We start from the raw sequence: 21,508 nt of genomic DNA on the forward strand, positions 1-21,508 counted from the left end.
GTTTAGCAATATCAAACGGCGGTTAGATAGATTTATCCAAATTAAATTTAAACGATGTGTTTTAACAAGAGGTCTGGATAAATCTTGCCGTGCATATAAATTAAAATTTCATTTCAACGCCGTAGTGGCAGAATTTTTAAATTTAAATTTTACGCAAAGCCGCGTCCCTCGTGAAATTTAACGAGTGAAAATTCATACAAAATTTAGCCCGCGAGAAAATAGACATAGGTTTTGCGAAAAGGAATTTTTAGAAAATGAAATGAGCGGTAGGAGGTCTTTTTAAACCCACCCTGCGTGCCGGTCCGTAAAAACCGGCGCCCTTATAGCTTCACGAGCGAAGCTATAAGGATTTCGGACTAAATTTTGGCATGAATTCTGCGCGCTCGCGTAAATTTTACAAGCCTGTATAGAAATTTCGCGAGCTTGCGCAAATTTCGCGCCGCCTATTTTTTAGATTTTTCTAGCGCGGCGGTAAGGTCTGCTATGAGATCGTAGGCGTTTTCGATGCCTATGGCTAGGCGCAGCAAATTTTGACTGATGCCGATGCGCTCTTGCAGCTCGCGCGGATAGCTCTCATGCGTCATCGACGCGGGGTGGCAGATCAGGCTCTCTACGCCGCCCAGGCTCACGGCTAGATCAAATAGCTCAAGGCTGCGCGCAAAGGTTTTATAGTCGTATTGCGGCTTAAGTACCAGCGAGATGACCGCTCCGATGCCGCTGGCTTGGCGATCTTGTATCTTTTTCTCGCTCTCAGAATGCGAGCCTGCGAAATTTACCGCCTCTACCGCAGGATTGCCGCGTAAAAATTCTATTATCTTTAGCGTATTTTCGCTCTGACGGTCGAAGCGCACGCTTAGTGTTTTAAGCCCGCGTATGAGCGAATACGCATCGGTAGGCGATAGCGTCGCGCCCAGAGTGTTTTTCATAAACTGAATTCTTGCAGCAAGCTCATCGTCGTTCGTCGTAACGATGCCAGCGATCAGATCGGCATGTCCGCCTATGTATTTGGTCGCGCTATAAACTACGACGTCTGCGCCGTGCTCTAGCGGGCGCTGATAATACGGGGTCAAAAAGGTATTATCCATCACCACAAGCGCGCCGTTTTTATGCGCGAGCTCGCTTATGCGCTCAATGTCGGTTACGCGCAAAAGCGGATTTGATGGCGTTTCGATGAACACCATTTTAACGTCGCTTGGAATTTCGGTGATCAAATTTAGATCGTCCACCAAGTCGTAATTGATCCCTTGATTTTTAAAAATCCCGCTTACGTAGCGATAGGTGCCGCCGTAGACGTTATTATTTAGCAGCACGCGATCTCCGCTTTTAAGCAGCGCGAATGCAGCGCTCGTAGCCGCCATGCCCGAGGCTAGCGCGAAGGCGTATTTGCTGCCTTCAAATTTTGCAAAAAGTTCCTCGAAGGCGTTGCGCGTAGGATTTGCGCCGCGCGAATAGGCGTATTTGCCGAAATCATCCAGGCTTTCTTGCACGAAGGTGCTGGCTAGATATATCGGCGGAATCACCGCGTTGTGAGGGTTGGACTTAGCCTCTATGCCCTTTACGATTAGGGTGTCTATTTTCATATTTTCTCCTTGAAATTTAATGGATTTAAAAGCTCATCGCTCCGATAAATTTAGCTATGCGCTCGTCGTTGCTACCGAAGAATTCCTCTGCGTCGCCGTCGAATGCGATAACTCCGCCGTCTAAGAATAAAATTCTATCTGCGATCTTGCGCGCAAAGCCCATATTGTGCGTGACGATGATAAGCGAGCGATCCTCTGCGGCAAGCTCGGCGATAGTCTTTAGCACCTGCGCCTCGAGTTCGGGATCAAGCGCGCTCGTAGGCTCATCCAGTAGCAAAAACTCAGGCTGCATCGCAAGCGCCCGCGCGATCGCTACACGCTGGCTCTGACCGCCGGAGAGGCGAGCCGGATACGCGCCAGCTTTATCCGCCATGCCGACCTTTTTTAGCAGCGCCATTGCATTTGCCTCGGCAAGTTCGCGTGGCTGTTTTAACACGTGTACGGGCGCTTCGATGACGTTTTGTAAGACGTTGAGGTGCGGAAAGAGATTGAAGCTTTGAAAAACCATGCCCGTATGCGCGCGGAATGGATGATATTCGCTTGTTTTATGCTGAGCGTCGAAATTTATCTTAAACTCGCCTAGCTGTAGCTCGCCGCCGTTTGGAATTTCGAGCAGATTTATGCAGCGCAGCATCGTGGATTTGCCAGAGCCAGAGCTTCCTAAAATCACTGTCGTTTGCCCGTCGCGAAATTCTAAGCTTAGCCCATTTAGCACGACGTGATCGCCGAAGCGCTTAGTTAAGTTCGTAAATTTTATCATCACACGAACCTTGAAAATCGTCGCTCTAGCTTGGATTGTAAGAACGTAAGAAGGGTGCAGACTGCTAGATAAAATAGCGCCGCCAGCACGTATAACGTGAGCGGATCGAATGCCCGCGCAGCAATACGTTGAGCGACCATAAACATATCGACCATCGTAATCGAGGCTACGAGCGAAGTGTCTTTAAGCGTAGAGATAAATATATTTGATAGCGGCGGCAGCGATATGCGCGCTGCTTGCGGAGCGATAATACGGCGCAGAATTTGAGCGTAGCTCATGCCTAAAGAGGTAGCCGCCTCCCATTGCCCCTTTGGCACTGATAGGATCGCAGCTCGCACCGCCTCTGAAGCGTAAGCGCCGATATTGAGGCTAAAGGTAATGATCGCAGCAGCCCAAACATCAAGTGTGATCCCGATGATTGGAAGCCCGAAATAGACGATAAAAAGCTGCACTAAAAGCGGAGTGCCGCGAAAAATCCAAATATAAATTTCGCTTAGCTGCTTTAAAATTTTAAAATTTGCGATGCGTGCGACCGCCGTCAGCACCGCAAGCACGAGCCCGAGCAGAAATGAGATTATCGTAAGCGGGATCGTAACTTGCAGCAGGGCTAGCGCCATCGGCTCTAGCGAGCTGCTAACAAGCTCTAGAATTCTGCTTGTTTCGTTCATTTACTCACATCTTTGCCGAAATATTTAAGCGAAATTTCTTTTAGCTTGCCTTCGGCTTTGAGTTCGTTTAAGGCTTTGCTGATTTGATCTGCGAGCTCTTTATTGCCCTTCTGCACGATTGCAGCGCTATAATCGACATCTTTTAGCTTTGCGGCGATCTTAATCGGAGCGTCCGGACGTTGTTTTAAAAAGTCGTAAAATACGGTATTATCGCGCACGACGGTATCTACGCGGCGAGCGATCAGCAGCTCCATACTTTTGGCGAAACTATCGACGGTTACGTTTTGCGCGCCGTATTTTTTAGCGACTTGCGCCCAGTTGCTGGTAGCGGAGTCTGCATTTTTCTTGCCTTTTAAATCCTCGAAGCTTTTAATGTCGTTGTTATCTTTATGCACGATGATAGCTCCGTAAACGACGGTGTAGGGCACTGAATATTCATATTTTTTCTTGCGCTCATCAGTAATGCTTACTTGATTAAACACAGCGTCTGCCTTGCCTGCATCAAATGCTGCAAGCATCGCATCCCAAGGCGCGGTTAGAAATTCTATTTTTAGACCAAGCTTTTCGGCGACTGCGCGCGCGACATCTACGTCGTATCCTACGAGCTCATTTTTGTCGTTATAATACGAAAATGGCGAAAAGGTGCCTTCGGTAGCTACTTTAAGCGTGCCTTCGCGTAGCGTTTTAGCGTTTGCGACGCATATTAAAAGCGCGCACGCAAGCAAAGTTTTTATTAAATTTTTCATAATTCCTCCAAAATTTTATGAGCGAAATTTAAAATGCAAAATTCCGCTCAGCTAAGTTTAAAATTCCACGCTTCAACTAAGCGGTCGTAGAATTTATTCCGTAATGTCTTTGCCAAAATATTTAAGTGAAATTTCTTTCAGCACGCCTTTTTGCTTTAGCGATTTTAGCGCGGAATTTATCTGCGCAGTCAGCTCGTCGTCCTTTTTAAGCAGCACGGCGGAATAGATCGGCTCATTGCCTTGAGCTGCGATCTTTAGCGGTGCGTTCGGGCGCTGCTTCATATAGTCGAAAAATGTGATGTTATCGTTGATCGTAGCGTCTGCGCGACGAGCTATGATAAGCTCCACGCCCTTGCTAAATCCGTCTGCCGTAACGATCTCGGCGCCATAGCTGCGCGCCATGTCAGCCCAGTTACTGGTAGCGGAGTGGACGCTTTTTTTGCCTTTAAGATCCGCAAAACTCTTAATCTCCTCGTTATCAGCTCGCACTACTAGCGCAGCATAAGCCACGGTATAAGGCTCGCTGAAATTATATTTTTTCTTGCGCTCCTGCGTGATGCTTACTTGATTCATCGCTATGTCCGCTTTGCCTGCGTCAAATGCCGCGAGCATCGCATCCCACGGCGCGGTTAAAAATTCCGCCTTTAGCCCTAGCTCTTTTGCTAGTGCGCGAGCGATATCGACATCAAAGCCGGTAAGATTATTTTTCTCGTCATAGAAAGAATACGGCGAGTAAGTCCCCTCTGTGGCTATTACGAGCGTGCCCTCTTTGAGCGTCTTAGCGCTTATGGTGGCGGTGATCAGCGCTGTTGCGAGCAGGGCTTTAAATATTTTCATTACATCTCCTTGAAATTTAGCTATCGCTCGCGCTGCGAGCAGATGCGCGATTATATCGTGCGGAATATATAATTTTTATTAAAAATTTTAAATTTTAGTAAGACGTGATACAAAATTTCGCCTGTATGGCAAAGCTTTAGCGTCATATATTTTTAAAATTCTGACAGAGGTGATTTATAAAATTTCAAGTTTATTTGATAAAAGTATCGCAGACCGAATTTGGCCTGCGATACAAAATAAAATTTGCAAGTATTTCGAGGCGATTTTTTTGAGTTAGAAGCTAAAATTTTGCGCAAGCTAGACTTCTGCTTGCAGTTGCGAGCGCAAGAGAAGCAAAATTTCTCTCAAAAGCGCTCGCAAGATAAGCCTTTTAGAAAAAGACGAGCCGCTAACGAATTTGTCCGCCTCCGCGGACGACGTATTTGTAGGTCGTGAGCTCCCTCACCCCCATCGGCCCTCTGGCGTGCAGCTTTTGCGTGCTTATGCCGATCTCGCTGCCGAATCCAAACTCGCTACCGTCGCTAAAGCGCGTCGAGGCATTGGCGTAGACGACCGCGCTGCCGACTTCGTTTAAAAACCGCTCGACGTTTGTGTAGTTTTCGCTTAAAATCGCGTCCGAATGCCCGCTGGAATGCGCGTTTATAAAGCTGATCGCCTCATCCGTATCTCGCACCGCGCGCACGGCTAGCACGAGATCCAAAAACTCGGCGCCAAAGTCGCTCTCGCCTGCAAGCTTGACGTTTTTAGCGCCTCGCAGCTCCGACTCGCACGCATTAAAAAGCTCCGAACTCACGCGAAACTCGACCTCTGGCATTTCGCGCACAAGCTCAGGCAAAATTTCGCCCGCCACGCGCTCATGCAAAAGCACGCACTCAACGGCGTTACAGACGCTTGGACGCTGGGTTTTGGCGTTTTTGATTATCTTTGCCGCCTCGCTCAAATTTGCGCTCTCATCGACAAAGATGTGGCAAACTCCCTCACCCGTCATGATTATCGGTACGGTCGCGTTTTGCGCGATAAAATCTTTTAAGCTCTTGCCGCCGCGCGGTATCAAAACGTCGATATACTCGCTCATTTTCGCCATGTGCGCTACGACTTCGCGTTCGGCGCTCTCCACGAGCTGCACTGCGCCTTTTGGAAGGCCAAATTTAGCCCCCGCCTCGTTAAATAAATTTACTAAAAAGATGTTCGAATTTAGCGCGCTAGCACTGCCTCGCAGGATCGCTGCGTTGCCGCTTTTTAGCGCCAGAGCCGCCGCGTCGATACTGACGTTTGGACGGCTCTCGTAGATGATGCCGAGCACACCCAGTGGCACGCGCACGCGGCTGATTTGCATGCCGTTTGGATGGCTCCAGCCGCCTAGATTTTCGCCCACGACCTCTGCAAATCCCGCCACTTCGCGCACGCCCTGCGCCATCGCCTCGATACGGGCGTCGGTTAGCCTTAGACGGTCTAGCAGCGCCGCGTTAAGGCCCGATTTCTCGCCGCTTGCAAGGTCTTTGGCGTTTGCCGCTTTTATCGCATCCTTTTGCGCGAGCAGCTCGTCTGCCACGGCGTTTAAAATTTCAAATTTAGCCTTGCTACCAAGTCTCAAAAGCTCGTCGCAAGCGGCTTTTGCGCGCTTACAGATCTCTAAAATTTCGTTCATTTTCGCTCCTTAATCATATTTATATTTTAAGTTTACCATATGGTTTAAATTTGATATATTTTTAAATGCATCATTTAGGTTAAACCCCAGTCGTAATAGCAAAATTTCAATATTTACAGTTATTGATTTTGCTTTGGTTTTTGGCGGATTATTGTGAAAGATATCATTGCGTGCCTTACGAATCATAGAAAATACATTTAAAAGACTATTTTTTGTGCCGTATTCTGGCAACCCTTGCCCCTTGTATTTGCACACGCTTGCAAAAATATCTCTGAAATCGCTCCAATTCGAGCCTATGACGTTTTGCAAATCACCTAGCGTAAATAAATCAAGCACCTCAAAGCTATTCATTTGCTCTGTTAGATTAACCTTTTTGGTCTGCGCTATGTGGGCAGCTTGTTTTATTAGCTTCGCATTTTTTCCGTATAAAAACCAGTCGTCGGCGTTAGAATTTGAACTATAAATTTCAGATAGTACTAGTGCAACTTTAGAACGCAATGCCGTTTCAAAAATATGGATGATTAAAAACATTTCGTGGTGCGATTTTATGCGTTTATTATAGATTGAAATGACTAAATCAAAGATGTCAACATTATTTTTGGCATATTTTTTAATAATGACGGCAGCTTCTTTACAAGCACCCAACAAATATTTATTGTGAAGCAGTGCAATAGAATTTTTAAGTTTACCAAAGCCTGGCATTTTCGTTGCATCACAGTCTAAGTTTTCACATAGTTTTTTACAGATTACACTTTCAAGATACATTTAATCATCTTTTGTTATAATAGTACCAATTTGGAGGTCTCATCGCTATGAATTAAGCGAGTATCCGAAAGGAAAGACACTCCAAATTCTATATTTTCATTCAAAATTTCACTCATTTTATTTCCTTGACTTATAAAAAATCGCAAGCTACGCAGGCTAGTCTAGCAAAGAATATCGCCACTGCCGTACTTGTGGCAGTATTGTAAAGTATGCTTTTATTCATTTTCTAAAAGATTTCTCCCTATGCTGTAAATTTACTATCAGCCAAACTCATGCCATAAATCCCTTTTTTAGCTATTTCTCGGCATTATGCCCAACCTTCTCATTCTAATTCGCGCAGGGCGCTTTTGCGTAATCCGCCAGCTCATATCCGCGCAGTTCAAGAACGTCTAGCTCCGCCGTTTTTATCGGCGTCCGGTTCGTTAAATTTCGCCGCCCAAGCCGCGCCTTGCGCCGTAAATTTTAGCTTGATATTCTTTGGGGCTACCGCTTTCTCCCGCTCGGTGCGGTTTAGCGTGCTGCCTTGGTCCTCGTCGTTAGCCTCTATAAAAATTCTAGCGGGATTTGCCTCTTTGCACGCCCACGCCGTGCCCGCCAAGAGTAGTGCAAAAAAATATAATCTTTTTCATCTTCGCCCTCCGTTTAAATTTAAATGCGCGAGCACGGCTAAAATTTCATTGCAGCGCGATATTATCCGCGTGGATCGCGTCATCGTCGCTTTTGTAGCCTAAAGCCTGCTCTATTTCATCGCTTTTTGCGCCCGCTATGCGCGCAAGCTCGCAGCTTGAATAGTTGCTAATGCCGTGCGCCAGCAGCTTGCCGTCAGTCGCGCAGACGTTTACGATCTCGCCGCGCTCAAACTCGCCGCGCACCTCGGCGATGCCTACTGCAAGCAGGCTTTTGCCCGATTTTATCGCCTCTGCCGCACCCGCGTCGATAATCACCGCGCCTTTGCTAATCGCGCCGTATGCGAGCCAGTATTTACGCGAGCTAAGCCGCGCTGCGCCCGCGCTAAAGAGGGTACCGACCTCGTTGCCCGCCGCTATTTTAAGCAAAATTCCGTTCGTACGCCCGTTTGCGATGATCAGGCTAGTGCCGATCTGATTTGCCATTTGCGCCGCCGCGATCTTGGTCGCCATGCCGCCCGTGCCGAATTTACTGCCCTCGCCGCCTGCCATTTTGACGACGTGCTCGTCGATTTTTTCGATAAAGCTTAAAAGTTTTGCGTCCGCGTGCTCGCTCGGATTTTTGTCGTACAGCCCGTCGATATCGCTTAAAATCACGAGCAGATCAGCATCGATTAGCCCCGCTACTAGTGCACTTAGCGTGTCGTTGTCGCCCACTTTCAGTTCATCTGCTACGACGGGATCGTTTTCGTTTATGATCGGCACGATGCCGCGCGAGAGCAGTTCTGCGCAGACGTTTCGCACGCTAAGATAGCGCGCTCTGTCGCTAAAATCGCCGCGGCTTAGCAGCAGCTGCGCGATAATGCGGTCATGCGCCCAAAACAGCCGCTCGTAAAGATGCATCAGCGCGACCTGCCCGACTGCCGCCAGAGCTTGTTTGCGGCTTAAAATTTTAGGTCTTTGCGCGATGCCTAGCAGCCCCATGCCCGCGCCCACGGCGCCCGAGCTTACCAAAGCCACGCAAAAGCCCGCATCTTTTAGCTTGCAAATTTGCGCGACTAGACTTTTGATAAGCCGCTCATTTAGAGAACCGTCCGCGTTCGTAAGCGTCGAAGTACCGATTTTTACGACGATACGTTTTGCGCCGCCCAGAAGCTCTTTTCTACCCATTTTCCGCTCCAAAATTTTTGAAAATTATATCGAAAACGGCTTATTTTAAATTTTATGTTTTGAGCTGAGTAGATGCGAGCTTTTGGTTTAAATTTATTCTCGAGTAATTCTAATAAAGCGTAGAGATAGTCTGTTTACGAAGATCGTAACGGGAGATAAACTCCCGTTATCGCGCGAAATTTTACTGACTTAAAATTTACCGGATCCTTGCTAAAGCGCGGCGTTGAGACTTAGTTGCATCTCCACGTCGTCGCTAACGAGCAAAATTTTCTTCATTTTAGCCTACTTTTTGGTGGCATTGCCTTCTTTATTTTCTACTTTCGGCGCTACATAATCCTCCCCAAAATATGCCTTCTTTATCTCTTCTTTTTTGATTGCGGCTTTCTTTTCGTAGATTTTGTATTCAGGCTTCCAGTAGTTTAGCATATTGTTTAGCCCGCTGTGGCCTACCTCGGCGTGACAGCTAGCGCAGGTTAGTTGCTTATCGGTATTTAGCAAGCTTTGATAGTGAGCGTGCATCTTTTGAGCCTGGGCTGAGGTTAGCTTATTATCCACCAAATTCGTATGGCAACTAACGCAACCGTTATCAAATACGAAGTGCTCTCTTTTCTCTCTATTTTTATGCCAGTCTATAGCCTCCGGGTCTTTGAAGAAATGAATATATCCCTCCATCAATCCGTTTTTAGCTTTAACTAGGACGTATTTGGCTAGGTTGTCGTGAGGTATGTGGCAGTCTACGCATTTAGCCCTTACTCCGCTTTTACCTTTGCCGCTATGTACGTCGTTACTATAAGCTATAACCATAGGATCCATCTCGTGGCATACTACGCAAAACTTCTCTCCGCTAGTTTCTTCTAGGGCGTAATGCACGGGAAGCACGACTAAAAACCCTATAATGCCGCTTACTAATATAATAAGCGCTAGTACTTTCTTTGAAATTTTCATGGCGTTACCCCCATCCATTGCGGAACTTCGTGTTCGTGGCACTCCGTGCACATATTGGTTGATTTTTTATGCTCGTTGTGGCACTCGTCGCAGTATAGCGTAGGGCCGTCGTGAACCGAGTTGTGGGGATTTGCTTTTAGCAGATCCATGTATTCTAGTCTTTTAGCTATCTTTTTCTTGTCGCCGTGACAGGACAAACAGCCTTTATCGCCTATGGATTTAAATTTACTAGCGTCGTTTCCTTGTCCTTCGTGACAATCAAGACAGGTGAAGCTTAGCTTTTCGTGATGAGGCTTTAAAGGGTGTTTGGCTCGCAGCTCGTCGGTGACGTTAAGATCTACTAAAGACGTTATCTTTGCGCTTGGTGCGCCTGCGCTAAATGCGAAAGAGCATAGCAGCATAGATGCGCATAAGGCGAGAAACGCTTTATGTTTCATGCAAATTCCTTTCGGATGTCAAATTTACAAATTTAACTGCAAATTCGGCTTTAAATTTAAAAGTACCGCAAGCCGAATTTTCAAATTTAACTTTAAATTCGGCCTGCGATTAAAATAAAATTTGCAAGTATTTCGAGGCGATTTTTGGGGTTGCGCGGCTAAAATTTTGCGCAGGCTAGACAAAATAGTCTGTCAAGCAAAATTTTAGCAAGCTCCGCAAAAAGCGTCTGAAAGACGCCGCTAATTAGCCTATATTCTCTCCCGCAATCATACCGAATGTCAGACAATCTGCGATCGCCACGCTACCTAAGCGGCTAGCTCCGTGTACGCCGCCCGTGATCTCGCCTGCTGCAAATAATCTTGGGATAGGCATCTCGGTTTGTAGCGAGATGACCTGAGCTTTGGTATTGATATCGATACCGCCCATGGTGTGGTGGAGTTTTGGCGTACCGCGCATAGCGTAGAAAGGCGCTTTGGAGATATCTACGCCGTTTGTAGTGGTTTTATCCATTGGTTTGCCAAAGTCTTCGTCTTTGCCTGATTTAACGAAGCTATTATATCTCTCGACGGTCTTTTTTAGCTCTGCAGCAGGGATTTTATAAAAAGCCGCTAGTTCGTCTAGAGTTTCAAATTTCTTTAGTACGCCAGATTCTAGCGGTTTAGTGTAGTGTTCAGGTATGACCATGTTTTTTACGCCCTCGCTATCGCAGAAGTTGATCGGATAAATATCTGCTTTTGCGTCGATTACTTTAAACATAGCTTGAGAGCGTGTGCGGCGGTCTGCTAGCTCGTTCATATAGCGTTTGCCGGTTCTTGGATCTACTGAAATTCCGTAGCGGAAGCTGCCGTTTACGTTAAACATAGAGCCTACGCCAAAGCCTTTTTCGTCAGGGCATGCCCATGGACCGAATTGTATCCAGCTTAGCTGCACTGGAGTTGCGCCGATCCTAAATGCCTCTTTCATAGCACCCGCTGTTGCTCCTGGGTGGTTGGTGCTATCTGTGGTTGGTAGGATAGACGGATCTTGGACTTGTCTAAAGAATACGTCGCGGCAAAATCCCCCTGCGGCTAGTACTACGCCTTTTTTAGCTTTTATAGTCTTTTTAGTTCCGGTAGTGTTTTCGGCGTCGTCTTTTTGGCTCTTTGGATCAAATTTATAATCCTCTCTGATGATCACGCCGTCTACGCCGCCATCTTCGCCTAGGACGAATTCGTCAAATTTAGCTCTTTGTCTTAGCTCGCAGCCTTGTAGGTTTTTAAAGTATTCTACCATCGGCTGAACGATACCTGAGCCTGAGCCGTTAGCGGTTTGAAGCGATCTAGGTACGCTGTGTCCGCCTGCGTGAGTAACTTTATCTATGTATTTAGCGCCGCATTTTAGAGTTAGTTTATATGCATCCTGCGCGCGAGTAGCGATGGTGTCGATGAGATCTACGTGGTTTAGTCCGCGGCCGGCTTTTAGGCAGTCTTTGATAAATAGCTCGTTGCTATCTTTGATGCCTTCGGCTTTTTGCTTGTCGCTGTTTGGAACGGCAAATATTCCGCCGTTAATAACGGAGTTACCGCCAACGCGTCCCATCTTTTCTAGGATTAGGACTTTATTGCCCTTTTCGGCTGCGGTGATACCAGCTGCAAGTCCTGCAAAACCGGAACCAACGATAACTACGTCCCACTCTTCGTCAAATTTGACGTCTTTAGCGTTTACCGCAGCATTTGCGTTTACGGAGCCGAGCGCTAAAGCACCCGCGCCAACTAGGCTCATTTTGAGCAGATCACGTCTTGAAACGTTTTCCATGATACATCTCCTTTGTTTTAAACCGAAATTTCGGTTTTTGATGTGCCTAATTTTGGGAGAATTATAGCCAAAGTTAAATAAAAGCAAAATAATATTATTTAAAAATTGTTTTTAAATTTTAAAAAAGCGTCGCTGTCAAAAAGCCGCTTATCGGCTGCCTACTAGCTCTAAATTTAGACAAATTTTAAATTTAAATCTCTACATAAAATTTTGTGCGCTATGAGAGCGTGTATCCTGCGCCGGATAAAAGACCCGCAAAAGCAGGTCTTCATTTCTCGCAAAGCTTGCCGCATGCGTCGGCGCGACATCTGCTGCAGTGAGTCATTTGATGAATGGAGCCGCCGATGAGCTTTCGCATGCTGCGAATTTCTTCGTTTGAGGGCGATTTGATATTTGCAAAAGGGGTGTCATGCACGGGGATCATCGCCATACAGTTCATGATATCGGCCTGCCACTCTTTGGCCTTTTTCGCGATACATGGGACGTGATCCATATTGACACCGGGGATTACGACTGTATTGATCTTTACGATCATGCGGGCTTCTTTTAGCTTGCGGATCCCTTCCTCTTGGCGCTCCCCAAGAATTCTAGCGCCATCTTCGCCGTGGTAAATTTTGTTTTTGTGGCGCACCCACGCATAAATTTTGCCGCCTACGCCTGGCGTTACGGCATTAACGGTCACCGTCACGTGGCTCACGCCTATCCGCACGATATCATCCACATGCTCGGGCAGGGACAGGCCGTTTGTGGATAGGCAAAGTAGGGCATGAGGGAAGCGGGCTTTGCATTTTTCAAAAGTCGCTAGGGTCTTATCGGCATCACACATAGGATCCCCGGGTCCTGCGATACCGATGACCGAGATATCCTGTCTAAATTTAAATAGATTTTCCACGTATTCCACGGCCTCGTCCGGGCTTTGCACTCTCCTCGTTACGCCTGGGCGATTTTCGTTGGCGCAGTCGTAGATGCGGTTGCAAAAATTGCATTGTATATTGCAATGCGGCGCTACGGGAAGGTGCACGCGCCCGTAGCTGGCGGACGCTTTTTTGCTAAAGCAGGGGTGGTTGTCGAAAGAGGGTCTGGCGAAAAAATTCATCAATCTTTTTTCCTTCCAAATTTGATAGCGTCCGCGTGGCAAACATCCATACAATCGCCGCAGTTCGTGCAGTTCATCTCGTCCGGTCTCGTGCCCATTTCGCATTTGCGCAAACAGGCGTTGCAGTTATCGCAGGCGCTTGTTTTATAAACGCGAAATATTGAAATTTTACGCAGTAGCTCCATTATGCCGCCGCTAGGACAGGCGAAGCGGCACCATAAATTTGCGACGATCAAGGATGCGGCGATGAGAGCTACGACGACGGCAGTGCGAACCGCCCAGTACCAGTCGGAAAATTTAAAAGACATGATAACGGCGTTTAGATACTCGTCGCTGGTGCGGATAGGGATCATAACACGAGGATTGCCGTAGATAAAATACACGCCGAGGCAAAGTAAAACGGCTAGAACCATGCCTATTTGCGCATATCGTAGCTTCCTGTTATTTTTTAGCTTAAGCTTAAAAGCGGCAAATTTGCCGAGCATTTGATTTACGAATCCGCCCGGGCAAAGCCAGCCGCAAAACGCGCGCCCGAGGAAAATAACCAGCACGGGGATAAACAGCCAAAAGCCGAAAAACACGGTCGCGATCCGCCCCCAGCACGTAACGATCGGACAGGATTGGCAGTTTACGAAAGGCACTATAAAAGGACATCTAAAAATTCCGTAATACGCCCATTGCCCGATTGCGCCGATAAAAATGAGCTGCACCAAGCGACGAATTTTAGTTAGCCTAGAGACTTTTTTCATCTTTGCCATATTTACGATACTAAACATCTTTTACACCAAACCTTTCTATGAGTTCAAGCCCGCGCGCCGAATGGATGGAGGTAAAGCCGTGCCGCTCGAAAATTTCCTGCCCGTCCGAGCAGACGAAGTCCGCAAAGTCATCGGCAAGCTTCTCGTCTTTTACGTATTTCATGATATTTAGCGTAAAGGTAAGCGGCCCGGGCGGGATGAGTTTCTCGTCGATAGGCATGTATTCGATTTTGTCTTTAAATCTATCGTGCGTCGTTAGGCGCTTTTCGATGATGGACGCATCACCCTTGCCATCTACCAGATCGCACATCATCTGGATGACGCATGAACCGTTGGCGATCATATTTTTCATAACAGGCCCCGTGAGGCCGGAATTTTTCAAAATTCCCTTTACCGGTCCGCTACCCGGAGGCGAAGCCCTTAGCGGCAACATCACCCGCACGCCGGGTTCCGCTAGATCCTTCAGATCGCGAATGCCCGCGGGATTTCCTTTCGGCACCACTAAGACGTAGTCGGTAAAACACAGCGGTCTAAAGCGAAGGCTAAGGCCAGCCTTGCGTAGTTTTTGGCTTAGCTCCAAAACGCGAGCTCCGAAAACCTCTGTCTTGCCCTGCAAGGCCAGTAGCGACTTTCCGAGCGCACCCGCAAAGGCGCCGGTGTACTGGATATTATGCCCCGTTTTGGACTCGTACGCTGCGTTTATCTGCGCAAAAGCCTCAGATAACCCTCCGCACGACCAAACCTGCAGCGAATCGGGCTTAAACGGCGTGAAGCCTGCAAGCATAGATTCGGGTCCGGCGATGGCTGCCGCTGCCAAAGCTCCTTTTAAAAAGCCGCGACGAGATGCGTCTACTTCTTTAAATTTCATCTAATCTCTCCTTTCTTTGGATTGTTTTTAAATTTAGAAAATTCTTCATTTTAAAATTTCGAGCTACCCGCTTAAAGCAGTTCTATAAACGCCTCTAGGCGCGTTCGGATTTGCCCGACGTCCTGTTTGGAGTAGTCAGTCTCCAGACTCATATAGCTTACTCCCGCTTCTTTGCTTGCCTCCTTTATTTTATTTGTCTCGATCGCGTAGGTGTGACAGCCACTTAGCATGACGTCGATGACACCGTCTGCTTGATACTCGCGTACGAAATCCTTGATAACATCTGAGCGCGCGTCGTTTTGATACATCACCGAACAGGGGATTTTGAGGTAGCGCTCGGCGATATTTGCGACCAGATTGCCCTTTGTTTGCACTTGGTTTTGATAGCCTTTGGTGCCGGAGCAGTTTTCAAATGCCACTACGTCCGCGCCAAGATCTTCGATCTGTTTGATAACCTTTTCATACACGCCTCCGCTTGGACAGCCTGTGATGATGATCCGCTTTTTGCGAGTTTTCGGCGGGGCCATCTCCTTTGCGGCGGCTATGTAGGCGCGTATCATTTTGAGCTTTTCGCGTTTGTCGTATATAAAGTCACTCGCAAATGAAATTTGATGAATTTCGCTGCCCGCTACCGGCATCGGATTTAGTTTGCCAAGCTCTAAAAGCTCCAACATCACATCGCGCTCTTCGTTGTAAATTTGCACCGCATCGAGCAGTGCTTCATCCGTGATTTTCGTATTAAATTTTTGCTCTAAAACTTTGCGAAATTTCCTAAGCTCATCGGTGAAAAGCTCCAAGCTCTTGCCTCCGGTCATATTTGGCAGTTGCAGTACGTGGACGTCCTTATGTTTTGCCAGCAGCTCGTACATCTTTTTCTTGCCGTCACAGGTCGTTTCGCCTATGACGAGATCGCTGGCGTTCATGTAGGGGCATTTTTTCGTAACCGCGTAGCCGTAGCTTGCTTTGATTAGTGGGCAAAGATTGCGCGGAAGCTCGGCATGAGCGGCGTCTATAGGACTCTCGTCATAGGCGCAAAGCCCAACTGGCACGGCGCCCGCTGCGTAGATGAGCTCCTTGGGAGAGTAGGTACAAAACATCCCCACTACGTGTTTGCCTTGCTCTTTTAGATCGTGAAGAGCCATTGCATTGCGCTTTTTAAGCGCGTCAAAATCCATCTTCATCTCGTCTCCTTTAAAATTTCGTTTGCTTTGCGTGCTCCGATGAGCACAGCGCCCATCGCGCCGCAGTAGATTGCGTTTTCGCAAGTAAAAATTTCAGCCCCCAGATGCTCGCCTAGAAGCTGCTTAAAGAGCGGCACGTTGCTAAGTCCGCCGCTTAAAAAATAAATTTGATTTTCCAGCCGTTTGATGAGAGAGGCGACCTTGTGCGCGGAGGAATCCACGATAGCGTAGGCGATTTCGCTAGTTTCAGCTCCGTTTGCACTTAGCGAGACGATTTCGCTTTCTGCAAAAACAGTGCATGTCGAGCTAATTTTAATCGAGGGATTTTTGCGGGCGGTTTTGTAAATTTCGCTAAGTTCAAGCCCCAAGCGGCCCGCACTGATCTCTAAAAATTTGCCCGTGCCCGCCGAGCATTTGTCGTTCATGATAAAATCCGCTGGTTTGCCGTTTTCTATTTTGATCGCTTTGGTGTCTTGCCCGCCCACATCGATGACGGTGCAGTCTTGCTCAAATAAAAAGTGTGCCCCAAGCCCGTGGCATAAAATTTCGCTCATGCTAAGCTGCGCGTACTCCACGCTAACGCGTCCGTAGCCCGTAGCCGTCACTAAGCCCTCTGCGTAGCCTTTTTGCTCTAAGGCTTGCTTGATCTGGCGCGCGACCTTGACCGCGCTAAAGCCGCTTGGCAGCAAAAACAGTTCGCAAAATTTGCCGCGTTCGTTCATAACGGCGACCTTTGATGAGGTCGAACCGATGTCGATACCGATAAAATGCATAAAATTTTAAATCCGTCGAAAAATATTTCTACGCCGTAGAACTTTGATTTGAATGTTAGTCTTTTTAAGCTTTTAGACTGCTGAAATTTAGCGTAGGCTTGCGGCGCGGATAAAATTTAGCTTTGCGCCGCATTTGAATTAGATTTAAATTTAGCGCTCGCGGGCGATTAAAATTCCGCTTAAAATCACCACCGCAATGCCTGCTAGCACGATCGGACCGGGCAGATGATCGCCTAGCATAATGCCGAGTGCCATGCTAAAGAGGATGTCGCTGTAGCTGATCGCAGCGACTATGCCCGCTTTGCGCGAAGCGGCGTAGGCGCGCGTCATGTAAATTTGAAAGTAGATCCCGCTGACGCCCAGAAGCGCCACGAGCACCCAGCCAAAAAGGCTTGGCGGGTTGAAGTAAGCAAGCCTCGCCAAATCTGCCCCGCTGAAAAGTCCTAAAATTTTAACCTCGCTACCTTCAAGCACCCAGCCCGTTATCATCATCGCAGCACTTAGAAAGGTAGCGGACGAGACGAAAACCAGCACGATGAGGTTTGTGGCGTAGTGTTTGCGGAGCTCGCGCACGCTCGTGTATGCAAGCCCCGCGCACATGCCGCCGAAGATTCCCACCGCGTCGGTTGCGCTGATGCCGATGTGCGGGCGCACGACGAGTAAAATTCCGCCAAAGCCGAGCAGTATCGCAAACCAGCCGCGCGAGCTTAGCTTTTCGCCTAAGAAAAATGCCGAAAATAGCGCGGTGAAAATGGGCGCCGTCTTTTGGAAGGTAAAAGCGGTGCCAAGATCGATGTGAGCGATGTTGTAAAAGGTCGCTAAGATACCGCAGCTGCCGATAAAGCCGCGAAACGCGAGCAGCCACGGCTTGCCGCCCGGGCCAAGATTTTTTACCCGCCGTAGCGAAAACAGCACGATCGCGATGCCTACGACGTTGCGGAAAAACACGATCTCGGCGCTACTCATCCGCTCTGCCATGACCTTGGCTAAAGCGCCGTTTAGCGCGAAATAAAAGCTCGCTACGAGCATATAATAAACGCCCAGATGTTTCAGCCAAAACGCGGAGTAAAATTTCTGCTTCATCGCCTGCTACTTTCGGTTCGCTACGAGTGCGCCCGCGGCGATGATGAGCGCCATACCCACAAGCGCCATGAAACTGGGCAAGGCGTCGCCTAGCAGCAGCCCAAATAGCGTCGAAAAGATGATGTCTGCGTAGCTGATCGTAGCTACTATGCCCGCTTTGCGCGTCGCGGCGTAGGCCTTGGTGACGTAGGTTTGATAAAACAGCCCCAGCAGTCCCAAAAGCACGGCAAAGAGCCAGCCCTGCGCGTTTGGAATTTTAAATTTGCAAAGCATAAAGCTAAGCGCCGGCGCATCTATAAATTCCGCCGCGATCATAAGCACTACGGGCATTAGCGTGCCGGCAAGAAGCGCCGAGAGGATGATCGTATCGGAGCTATAGTATTTGCGCAGCCCGCGCACGGAGGTAAGCGCCATTGCGGCGAATAATCCGCTTAAAATTCCAAAAATATCGCTCGGCTGCAAGCCAAACTGCGGCTGAATTACCAAAACGATGCCCACAAAGCCTAGGCAGACCGAAAACCAGCCCATCGCGCCGAATTTTTCGCCGAGGGTGAAGTACGCAATGATCGCCGTCCAAATGGGTGCCGTTTTTTGAAAGGTAAATGCCTCGCCTAGGCTAATGTTAGCGATGTTATAAAAAAATACCATCAGCCCCAAAATCCCGATAATGCCGCGAAACGCGAGCGTAAAAGGATGACCGCCCTTGTTTGCGAAGCGCGCCGCGCGGGGACGCGCCTTGATTTTATAAAGCAGGATCAAAAGTCCGGGCAGATTGCGAAAGAGCACGACCTCAAGCGATGAAATTTGCGCGCCCAAAAGCTTGGCAAAAACGCCCGTAAGAGAGTTGTAAAAGCACGCCATCAGCATATAATACACGCTTAGATGGTGCAGCAAGAAGTTGTTGTATTTCATCGCGTCCCTTTAAATTTGCGGAATTATACACGCATAATGATTAAATTTTAATATTCCGCCGTTTTAATATTTCGTCGCGCCGCCTGTTTTTGTGCGCCTGGCGCGACGGCTCGATTTTGCACTTCGGCGCTTGAATGCGCAAAGCAGCCAAATTTGCGCAGCTGCGGGCTTTTATGCTTTCGCGCGGTTGTGCTCGTTCCGTGCCTCATTTGCTAGTTTTTCGCGCCCAGGCTGCGGTTTTTAAATTTATAAAATTTACGCGCAGCTCCGCGCTTCGCGCTATCTGCGGCGACGGATCGCGCGTTTTGATGCCTTGCGTCCGTGCGGCGTCCCGCTAGTGCCGCTGCTCGCGTATGTGAGCCGCAAGCGCATCTCGTCGAATGCGTCCGTCGCGCTGATGTCTATGCGAGCTGCGGTAAAATTCCATAAAATTTAGCGCCTAAATTTCATAAAATTTTGCCGCTTCCTTTCGCTAGCGAGCGCGTAGAATTTGGCTTTAATCTATTTTTGGTTATAATCGCGCCAAAAACTACAAGGACGAACGTGAAAAGTTTGATCATCATCGGGCGCCCCAACGTCGGCAAGTCGAGCCTTTTTAACCGCCTAGCGGGCGCTCGTATCGCCATCACGAGCGACGTTGCGGGTACGACGCGCGATACCAATAGGGTCGAAGCCGAAATTTTCGATCGCCGCGTGCGCGTGATCGATTCGGGCGGCTTAGACGACACATCCGAACTGTTTGCGCGCGTGCAGGCTAAGACGCTAAGCGAGGCCAAGAGCGTGGATTTGATAATCTTTATGACGGACGGCAAGCTGCTTCCGAGCGATGATGAGCGGCGGATATTTTTCTCGCTGCAAAAGCTCGGTAAGCCCATCGCCCTAGCGGTCAATAAGATCGACGGCAAGCGCGATGAGGAGCGTAGCTGGGAGTTTAACGAATTCGGCGTTAAATTTTTCCCGATCTCCGTTTCTCACAACAGCGGCATCGACGAGCTGAAAGAGTGGATCTACGGCTTTTTGGATCCTGCGCCCGCACAGCAGGACGAGGATGAAATTTTTGATGATTTTATAGAGGGCTTTAACGACGAGGGCGAGCCGAAAGAGGGGCGCGACGAGGAATTTTATGCTAGCAAAACCATCGGCGTGGGTATTATAGGGCGGGTAAATGTCGGTAAATCAAGCCTTCTAAACACGCTTGTAGGCTCGCAGCGCTCGGTCGTGAGCGATTACGCGGGCACGACGATCGATCCGGTGAACGAAAGCACGGAATTTGAAGGGCGCACGCTTGAGTTTATCGACACGGCGGGCATTCGCCGCCGCGGCAAGATCGAGGGCATCGAGCGTTTCGCGCTAAATCGCACCGAAAAAATCTTGCAAAGCTCCGACATCGCGCTTTTGGTGCTTGACGCAAGCGAGCCGCTAAACGAGCTGGACGAGCGCATCGCGGGGCTTGCGGCTAAATTTGAACTCGGGCTTATCATAATTTTAAACAAATGGGATCTTTGCGAGCGCGATTACGACGAGTTTTGCCGCGATCTACGAGATAGGTTTAAATTTCTTTCATACGCGCCGATCATTAGCGTCAGCGCGACGGACAGGAAGCGGATTCATAAAATTTACCCGCTCATTTTGGAGGTTTATTCAAATTTCACGCGCAAGCTCGGCACCGCAAGGATCAATGAAGCGGTAGAAGCCGCGATAAAGGCGCATCCGATACCTCGCGAGCGGGGCAAATCGGTTAAAATTTACTACGCCGCGCAGATCGGTTTTGCGCCGCCGAAGATCGCTCTTGTGATGAACCGCCCGCAAGCGCTGCATTTTAGCTACAAGCGCTATTTGATGAACAGACTGCGCGCGAGCTTTGCTCTTTCGGGAAGTCCGCTAGTGCTGCTGCCGCGCAAAAAAGGGGAGAGCGATGAAGAGCGGTAATATCGTGCTCATCGGCTTTATGGGGGTCGGCAAGGGCACGGTAGCGCGGGCGCTGGCTGCGCAAAGCGGGATGTTCGCGCTTGATTGCGACGATATGATCGAAAGCTACGCCAATAAAAAGATCGGGCAAATTTTTAAAGAGCAGGGCGAGCAGAGCTTTAGAAAGATGGAAGATGGCCTTGCGAAATTTTTAGAAAAGTCTGTCCGCTGCGCTGTGATCTCCACCGGCGGCGGCTTTTACGCCGTGAAAAATTTAAACAAAATCGGCACCGTCGTGTATCTGAAATCAAGCTTTGAAGGGATTATTGAGCGCTTAAAAAATAGCGAAAACGCGGAGAAAAAATTTGCCAAGCGCCCGCTGTTAGCGGATCTGCAAAAGGCCGCGGCGCTGCACGCCCAAAGAGACGGGGCGTATGAAAAAAAGGCCGACATAGTAATTGATGTCGAAAATAAAAGCGTAAAAAAGATCGTAAAAGAAATTTGCTCCGCCTGCGACGGGCTAAATTTAAAGGGGAAAAAGATGTCTAAGCAGAAGTGCTCTGGCGGCGGCAAAAATTCCAAGCTGCACGGCAAAGAGGGCAAAAGCTATAAGCTTGAAAAGAAAGAGGCGCTAAAGCAAAAGCTGCGCGAGCTACTGGAGGGTTTAGAACGCGAGGAAATTCCAAAGCGGGTGATCGCGTGGCACTTCGATCTTTACGAGCCTTACGCGCTTGAGCTCGCGGGATCGAGCAGCTTTGATGCGGATGACGACGACTGGGCGTGCGAGGACGAGGATGAGTTCTATCCGCAAAGCTCGCGCTTGCAGCTTGATTTTTTAAGCGAGCTTTCGTGGCGACAGGTTTTAAAAATGCTCGTGCAGGCTCTGCGCGAGCTGCGAGAGCAGATGCCTGGCGCTAAAATTTTTAAGTGCAAGCACGTCGCCGTAGGCTTT

The 21,508-nt window shown here is 48.6% G+C and carries 21 protein-coding genes and 1 pseudogene; 3 read left to right on the forward strand and 19 right to left on the reverse strand.

What is annotated here, in order from left to right; translation table 11 throughout:
* Positions 1 to 181: hypothetical protein (locus Q0198_RS10390; protein ID WP_297897878.1), on the forward strand; the 181-nt coding region annotated here is incomplete at its 5' end.
* A gap of 262 nt (positions 182 to 443) precedes the next feature.
* On the opposite strand, the gene Q0198_RS10395 is transcribed toward Q0198_RS10390, so the two are convergent.
* The 19 genes from Q0198_RS10395 to Q0198_RS10485 all read right to left on the reverse strand — a co-directional run bounded on the left by Q0198_RS10395 (position 444) and on the right by Q0198_RS10485 (position 18,648).
* Entirely contained in the window at positions 444 to 1,580 is a 1,137-nt protein-coding gene (locus Q0198_RS10395) for a PLP-dependent aspartate aminotransferase family protein (RefSeq protein WP_297897880.1), read from the reverse strand.
* 25 nt (positions 1,581 to 1,605) lie between these two features.
* Entirely contained in the window at positions 1,606 to 2,340 is a 735-nt protein-coding gene (locus Q0198_RS10400; RefSeq protein ID WP_297897882.1) for an amino acid ABC transporter ATP-binding protein, read from the reverse strand.
* Positions 2,340 to 3,008 carry an amino acid ABC transporter permease gene (locus tag Q0198_RS10405; protein WP_291939919.1) on the reverse strand — a complete coding sequence of 223 codons (669 nt, stop codon included), beginning with the start codon at positions 3,006 to 3,008 and terminating at the stop codon, positions 2,340 to 2,342. Before Q0198_RS10405 ends, Q0198_RS10400 begins: the two co-directional genes overlap by 1 nt.
* A complete protein-coding gene (locus tag Q0198_RS10410) occupies positions 3,005 to 3,754 on the reverse strand; it encodes an amino acid ABC transporter substrate-binding protein (RefSeq protein WP_297897885.1) in 750 nt (249 codons plus the stop codon). Before Q0198_RS10410 ends, Q0198_RS10405 begins: the two co-directional genes overlap by 4 nt.
* 93 nt (positions 3,755 to 3,847) lie before the next feature.
* Positions 3,848 to 4,591 carry an amino acid ABC transporter substrate-binding protein gene (locus tag Q0198_RS10415; protein WP_297897887.1) on the reverse strand — a complete coding sequence of 248 codons (744 nt, stop codon included), beginning with the start codon at positions 4,589 to 4,591 and terminating at the stop codon, positions 3,848 to 3,850.
* 388 nt (positions 4,592 to 4,979) lie between these two features.
* Complete coding sequence (locus Q0198_RS10420) at positions 4,980 to 6,239, reverse strand: glutamate-5-semialdehyde dehydrogenase (protein WP_297897888.1); 1,260 nt, start codon at positions 6,237 to 6,239, stop codon at positions 4,980 to 4,982.
* A gap of 9 nt (positions 6,240 to 6,248) precedes the next feature.
* Positions 6,249 to 7,004 (reverse strand): CAAX protease, encoded by a 756-nt coding sequence (locus Q0198_RS10425; protein WP_297897891.1) that lies wholly within the window; start codon positions 7,002 to 7,004, stop codon positions 6,249 to 6,251.
* Positions 7,005 to 7,383: 379 nt separating this feature from the next.
* Entirely contained in the window at positions 7,384 to 7,602 is a 219-nt protein-coding gene (locus Q0198_RS10430) for a hypothetical protein (protein WP_297897893.1), read from the reverse strand.
* A 76-nt stretch (positions 7,603 to 7,678) separates the two neighbouring features.
* Positions 7,679 to 8,800 carry a glutamate 5-kinase gene (gene proB / locus Q0198_RS10435; protein ID WP_297897895.1) on the reverse strand — a complete coding sequence of 374 codons (1,122 nt, stop codon included), beginning with the start codon at positions 8,798 to 8,800 and terminating at the stop codon, positions 7,679 to 7,681.
* A gap of 282 nt (positions 8,801 to 9,082) precedes the next feature.
* Positions 9,083 to 9,745 carry a NapC/NirT family cytochrome c gene (locus tag Q0198_RS10440; RefSeq protein ID WP_297897988.1) on the reverse strand — a complete coding sequence of 221 codons (663 nt, stop codon included), beginning with the start codon at positions 9,743 to 9,745 and terminating at the stop codon, positions 9,083 to 9,085.
* Entirely contained in the window at positions 9,742 to 10,182 is a 441-nt protein-coding gene (locus Q0198_RS10445) for a cytochrome c3 family protein (protein WP_002947156.1), read from the reverse strand. Before Q0198_RS10445 ends, Q0198_RS10440 begins: the two co-directional genes overlap by 4 nt.
* Before the next feature lie 244 nt (positions 10,183 to 10,426).
* Positions 10,427 to 11,977, reverse strand: coding sequence for a flavocytochrome c (locus Q0198_RS10450; RefSeq protein WP_297897898.1), 1,551 nt, complete (start codon positions 11,975 to 11,977; stop codon positions 10,427 to 10,429).
* Between the two features lie 268 nt (positions 11,978 to 12,245).
* Positions 12,246 to 13,073 (reverse strand): radical SAM protein, encoded by an 828-nt coding sequence (locus tag Q0198_RS10455; protein WP_297897990.1) that lies wholly within the window; start codon positions 13,071 to 13,073, stop codon positions 12,246 to 12,248.
* On the reverse strand, positions 13,073 to 13,849 hold the full coding sequence (locus tag Q0198_RS10460; protein WP_297897900.1) for a 4Fe-4S binding protein: 777 nt from the start codon (positions 13,847 to 13,849) through the stop codon (positions 13,073 to 13,075). The genes Q0198_RS10455 and Q0198_RS10460 overlap by 1 nt, the downstream gene beginning before the upstream one ends.
* Positions 13,842 to 14,699 (reverse strand): substrate-binding domain-containing protein, encoded by an 858-nt coding sequence (locus Q0198_RS10465; protein WP_297897902.1) that lies wholly within the window; start codon positions 14,697 to 14,699, stop codon positions 13,842 to 13,844. The genes Q0198_RS10460 and Q0198_RS10465 overlap by 8 nt, the downstream gene beginning before the upstream one ends.
* A 71-nt stretch (positions 14,700 to 14,770) precedes the next feature.
* The gene (locus Q0198_RS10470) at positions 14,771 to 15,880 is read right to left on the reverse strand and encodes a double-cubane-cluster-containing anaerobic reductase (protein WP_297897904.1); all 1,110 of its coding nucleotides are present in this window, start codon (positions 15,878 to 15,880) and stop codon (positions 14,771 to 14,773) included.
* Positions 15,877 to 16,653, reverse strand: a complete 777-nt coding sequence (locus tag Q0198_RS10475) for an acyl-CoA dehydratase activase (RefSeq protein ID WP_297897906.1) — start codon at positions 16,651 to 16,653, stop codon at positions 15,877 to 15,879. The genes Q0198_RS10470 and Q0198_RS10475 overlap by 4 nt, the downstream gene beginning before the upstream one ends.
* 150 nt (positions 16,654 to 16,803) lie before the next feature.
* Positions 16,804 to 17,736 (reverse strand): DMT family transporter, encoded by a 933-nt coding sequence (locus Q0198_RS10480; protein ID WP_297897908.1) that lies wholly within the window; start codon positions 17,734 to 17,736, stop codon positions 16,804 to 16,806.
* 6 nt (positions 17,737 to 17,742) lie between these two features.
* Positions 17,743 to 18,648: a DMT family transporter gene (locus Q0198_RS10485; RefSeq protein WP_297897910.1), complete on the reverse strand. Its 906-nt coding sequence runs from the start codon at positions 18,646 to 18,648 to the stop codon at positions 17,743 to 17,745.
* Positions 18,649 to 19,191: 543 nt separating this feature from the next.
* Between Q0198_RS10485 and der the strand changes: the two genes are divergently transcribed.
* Positions 19,192 to 20,577, forward strand: a complete 1,386-nt coding sequence (der, locus tag Q0198_RS10490) for a ribosome biogenesis GTPase Der (RefSeq protein WP_297897912.1) — start codon at positions 19,192 to 19,194, stop codon at positions 20,575 to 20,577.
* Positions 20,564 to 21,058: pseudogene (locus tag Q0198_RS10495) on the forward strand (shikimate kinase); the annotation flags it as partial. The gene der and the pseudogene Q0198_RS10495, both read left to right, overlap by 14 nt.
* Positions 21,059 to 21,508: the final 450 nt, after the last annotated feature.

Source organism: uncultured Campylobacter sp., assembly GCF_938045205.1.
In the GTDB taxonomy this organism is placed as follows: Bacteria; Campylobacterota; Campylobacteria; order Campylobacterales; family Campylobacteraceae; genus Campylobacter_B.